At 65.4% G+C, this 12,652-nt stretch carries 13 protein-coding genes; 9 read left to right on the top strand and 4 right to left on the bottom strand.

Annotation, left to right across the window (positions count from 1 at the left end):
• Positions 1 to 136: 136 nt before the first annotated feature.
• Complete coding sequence (locus ACN9M1_RS13065) at positions 137 to 1,087, top strand: LysR family transcriptional regulator (RefSeq protein ID WP_426394983.1); 951 nt, start codon at positions 137 to 139, stop codon at positions 1,085 to 1,087.
• Positions 1,088 to 1,164: 77 nt separating this feature from the next.
• Here ACN9M1_RS13065 and ACN9M1_RS13060 read toward each other — a convergent pair whose 3' ends face one another.
• The 4 genes from ACN9M1_RS13060 to gcvA form a co-directional block, all read right to left on the bottom strand.
• Positions 1,165 to 1,749, bottom strand: a complete 585-nt coding sequence (locus ACN9M1_RS13060; RefSeq protein WP_426394981.1) for a YidB family protein — start codon at positions 1,747 to 1,749, stop codon at positions 1,165 to 1,167.
• 89 nt (positions 1,750 to 1,838) lie between these two features.
• The gene (locus ACN9M1_RS13055) at positions 1,839 to 2,588 is read right to left on the bottom strand and encodes a 16S rRNA (uracil(1498)-N(3))-methyltransferase (protein ID WP_426394979.1); all 750 of its coding nucleotides are present in this window, start codon (positions 2,586 to 2,588) and stop codon (positions 1,839 to 1,841) included.
• 34 nt (positions 2,589 to 2,622) lie between these two features.
• Positions 2,623 to 3,045: a VOC family protein gene (locus ACN9M1_RS13050; protein ID WP_426394978.1), complete on the bottom strand. Its 423-nt coding sequence runs from the start codon at positions 3,043 to 3,045 to the stop codon at positions 2,623 to 2,625.
• Between the two features lie 72 nt (positions 3,046 to 3,117).
• Complete coding sequence (gene gcvA / locus ACN9M1_RS13045; protein WP_426394976.1) at positions 3,118 to 4,044, bottom strand: transcriptional regulator GcvA; 927 nt, start codon at positions 4,042 to 4,044, stop codon at positions 3,118 to 3,120.
• Positions 4,045 to 4,219: 175 nt separating this feature from the next.
• On the opposite strand from gcvA, the gene ACN9M1_RS13040 reads away from it, so the two are divergent.
• From ACN9M1_RS13040 to ACN9M1_RS13005, 8 genes are all read left to right on the top strand, one after another.
• Complete coding sequence (locus ACN9M1_RS13040) at positions 4,220 to 5,284, top strand: porin (protein WP_426394975.1); 1,065 nt, start codon at positions 4,220 to 4,222, stop codon at positions 5,282 to 5,284.
• Between the two features lie 44 nt (positions 5,285 to 5,328).
• Positions 5,329 to 6,342: a 2-dehydro-3-deoxygalactonokinase gene (locus tag ACN9M1_RS13035; protein ID WP_426394973.1), complete on the top strand. Its 1,014-nt coding sequence runs from the start codon at positions 5,329 to 5,331 to the stop codon at positions 6,340 to 6,342.
• Positions 6,343 to 6,469: 127 nt separating this feature from the next.
• Positions 6,470 to 7,474, top strand: coding sequence for an arabinose ABC transporter substrate-binding protein (locus ACN9M1_RS13030; RefSeq protein ID WP_426394971.1), 1,005 nt, complete (start codon positions 6,470 to 6,472; stop codon positions 7,472 to 7,474).
• A 42-nt stretch (positions 7,475 to 7,516) separates the two neighbouring features.
• Positions 7,517 to 9,043: an L-arabinose ABC transporter ATP-binding protein AraG gene (gene araG, locus ACN9M1_RS13025; RefSeq protein ID WP_426394969.1), complete on the top strand. Its 1,527-nt coding sequence runs from the start codon at positions 7,517 to 7,519 to the stop codon at positions 9,041 to 9,043.
• A 17-nt stretch (positions 9,044 to 9,060) separates the two neighbouring features.
• Positions 9,061 to 10,068 carry an L-arabinose ABC transporter permease AraH gene (araH, locus tag ACN9M1_RS13020; protein ID WP_426394968.1) on the top strand — a complete coding sequence of 336 codons (1,008 nt, stop codon included), beginning with the start codon at positions 9,061 to 9,063 and terminating at the stop codon, positions 10,066 to 10,068.
• A 10-nt stretch (positions 10,069 to 10,078) separates the two neighbouring features.
• Positions 10,079 to 10,993, top strand: coding sequence for an SMP-30/gluconolactonase/LRE family protein (locus tag ACN9M1_RS13015; protein WP_426394966.1), 915 nt, complete (start codon positions 10,079 to 10,081; stop codon positions 10,991 to 10,993).
• The gene (locus tag ACN9M1_RS13010; protein WP_426394965.1) at positions 10,974 to 11,858 is read left to right on the top strand and encodes an aldose 1-epimerase; all 885 of its coding nucleotides are present in this window, start codon (positions 10,974 to 10,976) and stop codon (positions 11,856 to 11,858) included. Before ACN9M1_RS13015 ends, ACN9M1_RS13010 begins: the two co-directional genes overlap by 20 nt.
• Positions 11,855 to 12,652 carry an SDR family oxidoreductase gene (locus tag ACN9M1_RS13005; protein ID WP_426394963.1) on the top strand — a complete coding sequence of 266 codons (798 nt, stop codon included), beginning with the start codon at positions 11,855 to 11,857 and terminating at the stop codon, positions 12,650 to 12,652. Before ACN9M1_RS13010 ends, ACN9M1_RS13005 begins: the two co-directional genes overlap by 4 nt.

Below are 12,652 nucleotides of genomic sequence, written 5' to 3'. Positions count from 1 at the left end.
GTCGCCGCGCGGCACGTCCGTTGTCTCCGGTGTGGTTGTGGTTTTGATCGGCCCGAGTGTACGGAGCGGCCTGATATCCTTCCAATGAAATATTGGTCTTCATTGATATCCAATCCGGTATCTCAGGGAAACCCCCATGTCGAATTCCAGCCCCTGGTATGTGCGTGCGCGCTTGAAGACGCGGCAATTGCTGCTGCTGATTGCACTGGCCGAGGAAGGCAACATCCACCGCGCCGCGGCGGTGCTCAACATGACACAGCCGGCGGCCTCCAAGCTGCTGCGCGAGCTGGAAGCGATGCTCGATGTGCCGCTGTTCGAGCGCATGCCGCGCGGCATGCGGCCCACGCGCTATGGCGACGCGCTGATCCGCCACGCGCGCGCGGTGGTCGGCAGCCTGAATCAGGCGCAGGAAGAGGTACTCGGGCTCAAGGCGGGTCACCTGGGCCATGTGGCGGTCGGCACCATCACCTCACCGGGCGTGCGGCTGCTGCCGCCGGTGGTGGCGCAGGTCACGCGCGAGCACCCGGGTTTGCGCGTCTCGCTGGAAATCGAGAACAGCAATGTGCTGCTGGACCGCCTGGCGCAGGACAAGCTCGACCTCGTCATCGGCCGGTTGTTTGCCGAGCACGACAAGCTGCATCTGCGCTACGAGCCGCTGGCCGACGAGCCGGTCGTCGCGGTGGCGCGCCCGGGGCATCCGTTGCTGGCCGAGCCCACGCTGACCCTGCACGACGTGCAAGCGGCCACCTGGGTGGTGCCGCCCATTGGCAGCGTGCTGCGCCACCGGTTTGACCTGATGTTCCAGCGGGCCAGCCTGACGGCGCCGACCAGCGTGGTAGAAACCTCCGCGCTGCTGTTTCTCACGCGCATCCTGCAGCAGAGCGACATGCTGGCTGTGATCGGCGTCGATGTCGCGCAGTACTACGCGTCGTATCGCATGGTGGAAATCCTGCCGCTGGCGATGCCGTGCCAGATGGACGACTTCGGCATCATCACGCGCACCGACCGGCTGCTGTCGCCGGCCGCCATGCATGTGGTGGAGGCGCTGCGCGCGGCCGGTCGCACGGCCTACGACAGCCAAGGCTGATCCGGCGCCCGTCGGATGGCGCAAACGAAAAGAGCCCGCAATTGCGGGCCCTTCTATCTACATGGCAGCGAATGCGCTCAGGCAGCCGGCAGTGCGCCCTGCGGCGTGAGATGGTTCACCGCTTCCGGCAGACCTTCGGCGAGCTGGTTGGCGAGATCGCTTTCGTTGATCCCGAAGCTGGACGCCAGTTTCGACACTTCTTCCAGTGCGCCCGTGCCGCTCAGTGCTTGCGTGATCTGCTCGCCGGAGACGGGCAGGTTCTGGCCGTTGCCGATCCACGATTTGACCTGCTCGCCCAGGCCGGCTTGTTCCAGGATCTGCTGCAGCGGGCCAAGGCCGCCTGCCGCCGCCTGATCCGCGTTGCCACCGCCTCCCAGCAACCCGCCGAGTACGCCGCCAAGGCCACCGGCACCGCCCAGCAGGCTGCCGAGCGCGCCGGCACCACCTGCGGCGCCGAGCAGGCTACCTAGCGAACCAAACAGGCCGCCGTCTTGTTCTTGTTGCGGTTGGGCACCGTTGCCGGCGTCTGGCGTTTTGCCGTGCTTCATTGCCAGATAGGCCAGCACGCCCACGGCGAGCAGCACTTTCTTGTTGCCCAGCAAGGAGGATTGCGCGCCGCTGGCGTCATTGCCGCCGCCGAGGATGGAATCGAGTAGACCCATGATGAAGCTCCTATGGTCAATGGCGGGACAGGGGTAGGCGCCCGCCGGGGGGATCAAACGGTCAGTGTTGCGTCGTCAGAACACAGAACTCAAAACTCGCCGAGCACGGCGTGCAGCGCGGACACGGCAACGAGCGCCGCCGATTCCGTTCTCAGAATACGTCGCCCGAGTGTCAACGGTAAGAAACCGGCGGCTTCGGCCAGTGCTTCCTCGTCGGGGGAGAGTCCGCCTTCGGGGCCGATCAGCAGGACAACACCGTTGCCTTCGATGCGCTCGCGCGATTGCACAGCCCACTGCGTAAGCGATTGCGTGCCGCGCGGCGACAGCAGCACGCGCGGCGTGTCAGTCGATTTGGCGCCCGCCAGCCATTCGCGCAGCGTGGCGATGGGTGCGACAGCCGGCACGCGTGCGCGGCCGCATTGCTCGCAGGCGGCCTGCACCAGCGCTTGCCAGTGCTGCACGCGCTTGGCGGCGCGCTCGCCCGAGAGCCGCACCACGCCGCGTTCGGTCTGCAGCGGGGCGATGGCGTGTACGCCCAGTTCCACCGATTTCTCGATCAACCAATCCATCTTGTCGCCGCCGGCAATGCCCTGGGCGAGCGTGATGGCGTAGCGTGCCTCGGTGTCGGGCTGGGTGGCATCCGTCAGGCTGGCGGCGGCGTCGCGCTTGTTGATGGCATCCAGGCGAGCGCGGAACTCATTGCCGGAGCCATCGAACAGGCAGACCTCATCGCCAACGGCCAGGCGCAGGACGTGGATGTGGCGTGTGACGGCCTCCGGCAGCGTGACGGTGGTGTCCGGGGCGAGTGGGGTGTCGATGTAGAAACGGGGGAGCCCCATTACAGCAATCCTTGTGGTGAATCGGGTGGGGCGATCAGGCGGTGACGGCAGGGCGGCACGCGAGGCCCCAGCGGTAGCCGTCTGGGTCGCGCACGGCGGCGTAGCGCTCGCCCCAGAAGGCGTCGTGCGGCGCCATGATCGACGTGGCGCCCTGGTCGAGCGCTTGCTGGTAAGCCGCGTCGACGTTTTCGCAATACAGGTGGAAGCTCTGCGGGCATTCAAAGCCCGCGCCGGCCGGGGCTTTGGCGGTGGAGCCGAATACGCCTTCGGGCGCGAACATCAGCATGAGCTGGCCTTGGTAGGTCATCTCGACGTGGATCGGCCGGCCGTGGTCGTGCACTTCGTCCTGTACTGCAAAGCCGAAGGCGTTGCGATAGAAGCCGATGGCGGCGGACGCGTCGCGCACCGTCAGGTAGGGGACGAGCCACGGGGTATTGGCGGGGCGGGGGAAGCTCATGGCGGGCTCTTGAAATAGGAAAACGCCGGACGGTTAGTGTAGAGCGCGGGCCCCAGCACAATCAAAAAGAAATCAAAACACCTCGCCCGGCGCCTGCAGATTGCGCGCACGGCCGGCGCTGCGCGCCACTTCGTCGATCAGCCATTGCCGGAACAGCGCAAAACCCGGGTGCTCCTCCGCTTCGCGCGGGTGGATGAGGTAGTACGACAGCCGTAGCGAGGCCTCCGTCGCGAGGGGCCGCACGAGCCGCCCGGCGGCGATGTCGTATTCCACGAGGATGCCCTGGCCGAGTGCCACGCCCTGGCCGTCAATGGCGGCTTGCAGTGCCATCAGCGCCTCGGAAAACGCCGGCCCGCGCGTGGCGTCGATCTGGCGTACGCCCACCTCGTCGAGCCATTGCTGCCACGTCGGGTGATGTGCGAGGTGACGCCCGCCGCGCTCGTGCAGCAAGGTGTGCGTCGCCAGGTCTTGCGGCATGCGAATCGCCGCCTGCAGGGCGGCATTGCACACGGGGAAGAAGTCGGTGGAGGTGAACCATTCAACGCGCAGGTTGGGCGCGTTGATCTGCCGATCGTCGATGCAGAGGTCGAGCTGGCCGTGGTCTTGCACGTCGGCGGTGGAGACCTCGACGCGCACGTGCGGGTGCTGGTTGAAGAAGCGGTACAGGCGCGGCACCAGCCATTTGGCGCCGAAGGTTGGCGGCACGGCCACGCGCAATGGCGTGTCGGCGGTGTCCATCAGCAGATCGGTCGCCTGTTCCAGCGCACGCAGGGCATCGCGCACGCGGGGGAGGTAGTTCTCGCCGGCGTCCGTCAGCGTGAGCTGGTTATTGCGGCGTGCGAAGAGCTTTTTGCCCAGATGATCTTCGAGCTGCTTGATCTGGTGGCTGACGGCGGCGTTGGTCACGCAAAGCTCGTCGGCGGCCCGGCTGAAACTCAGGTGGCGGCCCGCAACTTCAAAGACGCGCAATGCGTTAAGGGGAGGTAGGCGTCTCGCCATGCGTTCTCGTTAAGAAAAATTTAACGTACCGCGAAGAATTTGTAGTTTGCCACGTTCTGCACACTGCAACTACAAATGCGCCTGGGGACGGTTTGCGCTCGCCTGGTGTCTGCCTCCAGCGATCTCCATCCACGCGACGCACCGGCCCCGCCTACAAAAACATTCAGGAGACGTCATGAATCGAACCACCGCTGTTCGCGGGATGCTGGCGTGCGGCCTTGCGCTCGCTGGCTGGACCGCTCCCGCCCTCGCACAAACCAACGTCACGCTATACGGCCGCGTTGTCAGCGGCATCGATTACCAGAACAACGTTGCCGCCACCGCCACGTCGCCAGGCGGCAGCCTCTGGCGCGCCGCTGACAACCAGTGGGGCACCAGCATGTTCGGGTTCATGGGCAAGGAGGATCTGGGCGGTGGTTTGCAGGCCGTCTTCCGCCTCGAGTCCGGCTTTGGCGCCGCGCAGGGTAAAACCAACGGTGATGCGCTCTTCAACCGCCGTTCGTACGTCGGCCTGTCCAGCCCCACGTGGGGCACGCTGACCGCCGGCAAGAACCTCTTCATCAGCAACGACGTCTGGTTCCTCGATCCGACCGGCCAGCAGTTCATCGGCTCCGCCACGCTGGTGCGCGGGCGCAACTGGCAGGGCGCCAACAACATCGTCGAATACCAGAGCCCCACCTGGGGCGGCTTCCAGTTCGGCCTGCAGACTGGCCTGGGCGAACAGCCGGGCTCCTTCACCAATAGCCGCCGCGATGGCGTATCCGCTGTCTACACCGCCGGCCCGGTGGAAGTGCGCGCGATCTACGACGTAATCCGCGATGCCAACGGCAAATACACCGACATCTTCAATTTCTCGAAGGAAGCCACGGTGGGCGGCACGTTCACCCTCGGCAAGGCCAAGCTGTTTGCGGTGTATGAAAACCTGTCCGCGCCTGACGCCCCGGTGGGTGCACCGACCAAGGCCAACCACTACTGGCTGGGCGTGAACTACGAGCTGACGCCGGCGCTCACGCTCATCGGCGCGGCCTACCGCGTCAACGTGAACCATGGCGGCGGCAACGCCAACCTGTTCATGGCCGGTGCGAACTACAACCTCTCCAAGCGCACGATGCTGTATGCCAGCGTGGGCACGGTGCAGAACAGCGCCAACGCCAACTTCTCGGTGGAGGCGACCAACAACAACCCGGCGCCGGGCAAGAATCAGTTGGGTGCGTACACGGGTATCGTCCACTCGTTCTAAATCCCCCTGGGGCCTGTCCTACGTAACGCCAAGCAATGCCACGCATGAACATCCTCACCATCGATACGGGTACCACCAACACGCGCGTCACCGTTTGGCGTGATGACGTTGCGCTCTGCCAGGCCGCGCGCCAGGTCGGGGTGCGCGACACCGCGATCACCGGCAACAAGACGACGCTGCAGCGCGGCGTGCAGGACACCATTGAAGCCGCGCTGCAGAAGGTCGGCTTCGGCATGAACCAGGTCGACCTCGTGCTGGCCTCCGGCATGATCACCTCCAACGTTGGGCTGCACGAGGTGCCGCATTTGACCGCGCCGGCCGGGCTGCGCGATCTGGCGGCGGGGATGGTGCAGGCGAGCATTCCCGAGGTGTGCGACCAGCCGATCTGGTTCGTGCCCGGCGTGCGCAATCCGGTGGACAACCTGGGCCTGCACAACATCGAGTCGATGGACATGATGCGTGGCGAAGAGGTCGAGACGATGGGATTGGTCTCGCGCCTGGGCATCACCGAACCGGCGGTGATCGTGCTGCCGGGCTCCCACTCGAAGTTCGTGCATCTGGACGCCGACCAGCGCATCACCGGTTGTGTGACCACGTTGGCCGGCGAGCTGCTCCACGTGATCACGCACAACACCATCCTGGCGGATTCGCTGGATTCTGACTTCGCCACGGAAGTTGATCCGGAGATGTTGCTGGCCGGCGCGCGCAGCGCCAGCAGCATCGGCCTGGGGCGTGCCTGCTTCATGGTGCGCACGCTGGGGCAGTTCACGATCTACGAACGCAACGCGCGGGCCAACTTCCTGCTGGGCGCGGTCTTGGGCGCGGATCTGCTCACGCTCAAGAACAGCAGCGCGATCCGCATGAACCCGGGCACGCAGTTCGTCATCACGGGCAAGCCGCTGCTGCGCGAGTCGCTGGCGGTGCTGGTGTCGGAGGACGATTTTTTCTCGGGCAAGGTCACCGTCACGAGCAATGAACAGCAGGAACACCTGGCCGGCAGCGGTGCGATTGCGGTCGCCCGCGAGCGGGGTCTCGTCAAGACGTTGAAGGCCGCGTAAGCCCAGTGCTGGCGCGGCCAAAGCCTTATCCACAGTAGTTATCCACAACGGTTATCCACAGCAGTTGTCCACAGTGGTTATCCACAGCAAAACAGGTGCCGCCAAGACGGCATCACAAGGAGACAAGATGAACCAACAACGACGCGGTACCTTCAAGGCCATTGCGGCCGCCACGCTGTTCGCCATGGCCGGCGGCTTTTCGGTGTTTGCCCATGCGGCGGACGACGTAAAGATCGGCTTCCTGGTCAAGCAGCCCGAAGAGCCCTGGTTCCAGGATGAATGGAAGTTCGCCGATCAGGCCGCCAAGGAGAAGGGCTTCAAGCTGGTGAAGATTGGCGTGCCCAGTGGCGGCGAAGTGCTGACCGCCATCGACAACCTGGGCGCGCAGCACGCGCAGGGGTTCGTGATCTGCGTGCCGGACGTGAAGCTCGGCCCGGCGGTGGTGGCCAAGGCCAAGCAGAACAACCTCAAGCTGATGACGGTGGATGACCGTCTGGTGGACGGTGCCGGCAAGCCGATTGAATCGGTGCCGCACATGGGCATCTCGGCCACGAAGATCGGCGAACAGGTGGGCGACGCCATCGCGCAGGAGATGAAGAAGCGCGGCTGGAACCTGTCGGAAGTCGGCGCCATCCGCATTGCGTATGACCAGCTCCCGACCGCCAAGGAGCGCACTGATGGCGCGGTGGCTGCGCTCACCAAGGCAGGCTTCCCGGCCGCCAACGTGCTGACCAGCCCGCAGGCCAAGACGGATACCGAAGCCGCGTTCAACGCCGCCAACATCACGCTCACCAAGAACCCGAAGTTCAAGCACTGGGTTGCGTTTGGCCTGAATGACGAAGCGGTGCTCGGTGCTGTGCGCGCCGCGGAGGGCCATGGCGTGAAGCCGGCGGACATCATCGGCGTGGGCATCGGCGGCAGCCAGTCGGCGCTCAACGAGTTCGCCAAGCCCGAGAAGACCGGCTTCTTCGGCACCGTGCTGATCAGCCCGAAGCGTCACGGCTATGAGACCTCGGTGAACATGTACGAGTGGATCAAGGCCAACAAGGCGCCCGAGCCCCTCATCCTCACCAGCGGCCGCCTGATGACGCGCGACAACGAGAAGGCCGTCCGTCAGGAAATGGGTTTGTGATCTTGCGGATGACGCGCATCGAGATGAGGAAGGAGACTCGCCATGTCGGCGTTTCTTGAGTTTCGTGGCATCAGCAAGGTGTTTCCGGGTGTGCGGGCGCTGTCCGATGTGTCGTTCGGCATCGAATGCGGTCGTGTGCATGGCTTGCTGGGCGAGAACGGCGCGGGCAAGTCGACGCTGTTGAAGATCCTCGGCGGTGACTATCAGCCTGACGGCGGGCAGATCATCGTCGAGGGGCAGCCGACGGCGTTCCCGACCACGCGGGCGGCGCTGGATGCCGGCATTGCGGTCATCCACCAGGAACTGCAGACGGTGCCCGAGCTGACGGTGATGGACAACCTGCTGCTCGGCCACCTGCCGGCCAGCGGCGGGTTCATCCGCCAGCGCGAGGCAATGGCCTGGACGCGCGAACAGCTCGGCCGCATCGGCGTGGATCTGGACCCGCGCGCCAAGCTCAAGCACCTGTCGATCGGACAGCGCCAGATGGTGGAGATCTGCAAGGCGATCCTGCGCGATGCGCGCGTGATTGCGCTGGATGAGCCGACGAGTTCGCTGTCGATCCGCGAGACCGACATCCTGTTCCGCCTCGTGAAGGACTTGCGCGCGCAGGGCCGGGCGCTGATCTACATCTCGCACCGGCTGGATGAGATTTTCGAGCTGTGCGACGGGTGCACGATCTTCCGCGATGGCCGCAAGGTGGCGGATTTTCCGTCGATGGCCAATGTCACGCGCGACGAGCTGGTCGCACAGATGGTCGGCCGCCAGATCGACGACATCTTCGATTACCGCGCGCGCCCGCTCGGTGAAGTGCGCCTGCAAGTGGATGGCCTGATGGGCCCGAAGCTGGCCGAGCCGGCAAGCCTGTCGGTACGGCGCGGCGAGATCGTCGGCTTGTTCGGGCTGGTGGGCGCGGGGCGCTCAGAACTGGCGCGCTTGATTTACGGCGCGGACGCCAAGAGCGCCGGCAGCATCGCGCTGGACGGCGTACCGATCCGCATCCGCGATGTGGCCGATGCCATCCGCCAAGGCATCGTGCTGTGCCCGGAAGACCGCAAGGAAGAGGGCATCATCGGCTGCCGCTCGGTGTCGGAAAACATCAACATCAGCTGCCGGCGCAACCAGCGGCGCTTTGGCCTGTTCGTCAACGACAAGCAGGAAGCGAAGACCGCCGACCACTACATCAACCGCCTGCGCATCAAGACGCCCAACCGTGATCAGCCGATCCGCCTGCTGTCGGGCGGCAACCAGCAGAAGGCCATCCTGGCGCGCTGGCTGGCGGAAGACGACATGCGCGTGCTCATCATCGACGAGCCCACGCGTGGCATCGACGTGGGCGCCAAGAACGAGATCTACCAAGTGCTGTACGAGCTGGCCGAGCGCGGCGTGGCCGTGCTGATGATCTCCAGCGAGCTGCCGGAGATCCTCGGTGTGGCCGACCGCGTGCTGGTGATGAGCGAAGGCCGCATCGCCGGCGAACTGTTGCGCGAGCAGGCCAATGAGCAAGCGGTGCTCAAGCTCGCGCTGCGTCCTGAATCCGCGCCGCTGCCGACGGCACCGCTGGCTGCATGAGAACCCCGGAGTCCAAGATGTCCCAGTCTCAACGTTTGCAACATGCCGACGCCCTGGCCGCGTCGGCCCGTACCACTATGAACAAGACGCGCCTGCTTCGCCTGCTGGACGATTTCAGCCTGCCGCTGATCTTCGCCATTCTGTTCGCCGCGTTGTCGTTCTCGGTCGAGTACTTCTTTTCCTGGCAGAACATGGTGGGCCTCGCGCTCTCCGTCTCGCAGATCGGCATGGTCGCCTGCACGATGATGTTCTGCCTGGCCTCGCGCGACTTTGATCTCTCGATCGGTTCGACGGTGGCCTTTGCTGGTGTGCTCTGCGCGATGATCATCAACGCGACCGGCAGCATCGCGCTGGGCATCGGCGCCAGTCTGGTGGCGGGCGCCGTCATTGGCGGCATCAACGGTTTCGTGATCGCCAAGTTGAAGATCAATGCGCTGATCACCACGCTGGCCACGATGGAAATCGTGCGCGGGCTGGCCTTCATCGCCTCGCATGGGCAGGCGGTGGGCGTGGCCGATATGTCCTTCTTCGATCTGGGCAACACCATCGTCTTTGGTGTGCCGACGCCGGTGTGGGTGGCGGGGCTGTGCTTCGTGGTGTTTGGCGTGCTGCTCAACAAGACGATCTACGGGCGCAATACGCTGGCCATTGGCGGCAACCCGGAAGCGGCGCGGCTGGCGGGCGTGAACGTCAACATGACGCGCATCGTCATCTTCCTGATCCAGGGTGTGATTGCCGCGCTGGCGGGCGTGATTCTGGCGGCGCGCATCACCAGCGGCCAGCCGAATGCGGCGCAGGGCTTTGAGCTGAACGTGATTTCGGCCTGCGTGCTGGGTGGCGTGTCGCTGCTGGGCGGCCGCGCCACCATCAGCGGGGTGCTGGTCGGCGTGCTCATCATGGGTACGGTGCAGAACGCGATGAACCTGCTGAACATCGACGCCTTCTATCAGTACCTGGTGCGCGGCGCGATCCTGCTGGCAGCGGTGCTGGTGGACCAATTGAAGAACCGCGGTGGCCGGGATTGAGGGCGCAGAAATGACGAAAGCAACCATCCTTTCCGATCTGCGCTGCACGCTCGGCGAGGGCATCGTCTGGGACGACGAACTCAACGTGCTGTGGTGGACCGACATCCAGGAATCGCTGCTGTGGCAGCACGACCCCGCGACGGGGAAAGAGCGCCAATGGTCACTGCCGCAGCGCGTGGGCTCGTTCGTGCTGACCGACGCGCCGGGGGTGCTCATCCTCGGGCTGGCGAAGAAGGTCGTCCTCTTCGATACGCACACCGGCACGTTGCAGCCGCTCGCCGACGTGGAGCCCGACAACCCCACCACGCGCGTCAACGACGGCCGTGCCGACCGCTGCGGCAACTACGTCTTCGGCACGATGCACGAAGGCGGCCCGGAGCCAACCGGCAGCTTCTACCGCTTCACGCCGAAGGGGGCGCTGCAACGTCTGGCGCTGCCCAATATCGCCATCGCCAACAGCATCGCCTTCAGCCCAGACGGCACGACGATGTACTGGTGCGATACGCCCAGCCGCCGCATCCACGCATGCGACTACGACGGACAAACCGGCAACGTCGACGACATCCGCCTCTTTGCCGATCTGCGAGACCAAGATGCTGAAGGTGGCCACAAGGGTTCGCCTGATGGCTCCACGGTCGATGCAGAGGGCTGCCTGTGGAACGCAGAGTGGGGCGGCAACCGCCTCACGCGCTATGCGTCCGATGGCCGCGTGCTGGCGCGCCTGTCTGTGCCGACGTCGCAGCCGACGTGCCCCGCGTTTGGCGGCGCTGCGTTCGATGCGCTGTATTTGACGACGGCGCGGGATGGCTTGTCGGCGCATCGCCTGGCAGAAGACCCGAACGCTGGCGCAACGCTCCAACTCGCTGTGCCCAACGTACGCGGATTGCCGGAGGCGCGTTTCGGCCATGCCCACGTTGCGGCTTGAGAACAGCGCATTGCGCGCCGACGTGCTCCCCGAAGCCGGCGGCGGGTTGCTGCGTTTCGATTGGCTTGGCGATGGCGACATCGTGCCCGTGTTCCGGCCGGGCTCTGTCGATGCAGCCCTGCACGATCCGCGAACGCTCGCCTGCTTCCCGCTGGTGCCGTGGTCCAACCGCATCGGCGGCGGGCGCTTTACGTTCGAGGGGCACGCGGTCGACGTGCCGCTCACACGCGAAGGCGAAGCGTATCCGCTGCATGGCCAAGGTTGGCTGATGCCGTGGCGGGTGGTCTCCCAGGCGGAGGCATCCATCGAGCTGGCAGCTGTGGTCGACAGCGGCCAGCCGTTCCGCTACTCGGCGCGGCTGCGCTACACGTTGGGCGGCAACGCGCTGCACGTGTCGCTCTCAGTGCGGAACGAAGGCGTGCCGCTGCCGTTCGGCTTAGGGCTGCATCCGTTCTTCCCACGCACGCCGGACGTGCGGCTGCAAGCGGGCGCGACCGGCATGTGGCAGGCCGCGCCCGACCATCTGCCGACGGTCTCGCAGGCACCGTCCGCCGACGCCGATTTCCACAAGCTGCGGCCGCTGGCAACGGGTGCCGACATCAACCACAGCTTCGAGGGCTGGGATGGCCAAGCCCAGATCGTGTGGCCTGGCCGGCGCCTGTCGCTGTCGATGACCGCGGATACCTCGCGCTACGTGCTCTACACGCCGATGGACGACGACTTTTTCTGCTTCGAACCCGTCGACCACGCCATCAACGCGCACAACCTGCCGGGTTTGCCGGAAGACCATGGGCTGACCATCCTCGGCACCGGCCAGAGCCTGGCGCGCAGCTACCAATTCACCGTGGGCCGTTCTCACGCATGACCGCTTCTCCGACGTCTTTCCCGCCACGCCTGGCCGGCAAGGTTGCCCTGGTGACGGGCGCCACGCAGGGCATTGGCGGCGCGATTGCCAAGCTGTTCGCACAACATGGCGCGCGCGTGATCGTCAACGCGCTGGTGCGTGACGAGCGCGCCGAGGCCTTTGCAGCTTCCATCGGCAACGACGACAACATCCTGCTCGTCCAAGCCGACGTGCGCGACCGCAGCCAGATCGACGCGATGGTCGCGGCAGGCGTCGAACGCTTCGGCGGCATCGACGTGCTGGTCAACAACGCCGGCATCAACGTGTTTGCCGATCCGCTCAGGCTCAGCGAAGACGATTGGGCGCGCTGTCTCTCCGTCGACCTCGAAGGCGCGTGGCACTGCGCGCGTGCAGTGCTGCCGCACATGTTGGCGCGTGGGGCGGGCAGCATCGTCAACATCGCATCGGTGCACGGGCACAAGATCATTCCGGGCGCGTTTCCGTATCCGGTGGCCAAGCACGGGTTAATTGGGCTCACGCGTGCGCTGGGCATTGAATATGCGGCGCGCGGTATCCGCGTGAATTCAATTTCGCCGGGGCTGATCCTCACGCCGATTGCCGAGGCGGGTTTTGCGGCGGCGGCCGACCCCGAGGCCGAGCGCCGCCGCCAGGCCGAACTGCTCCCATGCAAGCGCATCGGCGAGCCGGAAGAAGTGGCCTACACCGCGCTGTTCCTCGCCTCCGACGAGGCGGGCTTCATCAACGCGACCGACATTTTGATCGATGGCGGTCGCTCGCAGCTCTATCACGAGTAA

The sequence above is a fragment of the Ralstonia sp. R-29 genome (genome assembly GCF_049913345.1).
In the GTDB taxonomy this organism is placed as follows: Bacteria; Pseudomonadota; Gammaproteobacteria; order Burkholderiales; family Burkholderiaceae; genus Ralstonia.
The sequence above is the reverse complement of the archived record's forward strand: the minus strand, read 5'-3'. Positions and strand labels throughout refer to the sequence as shown.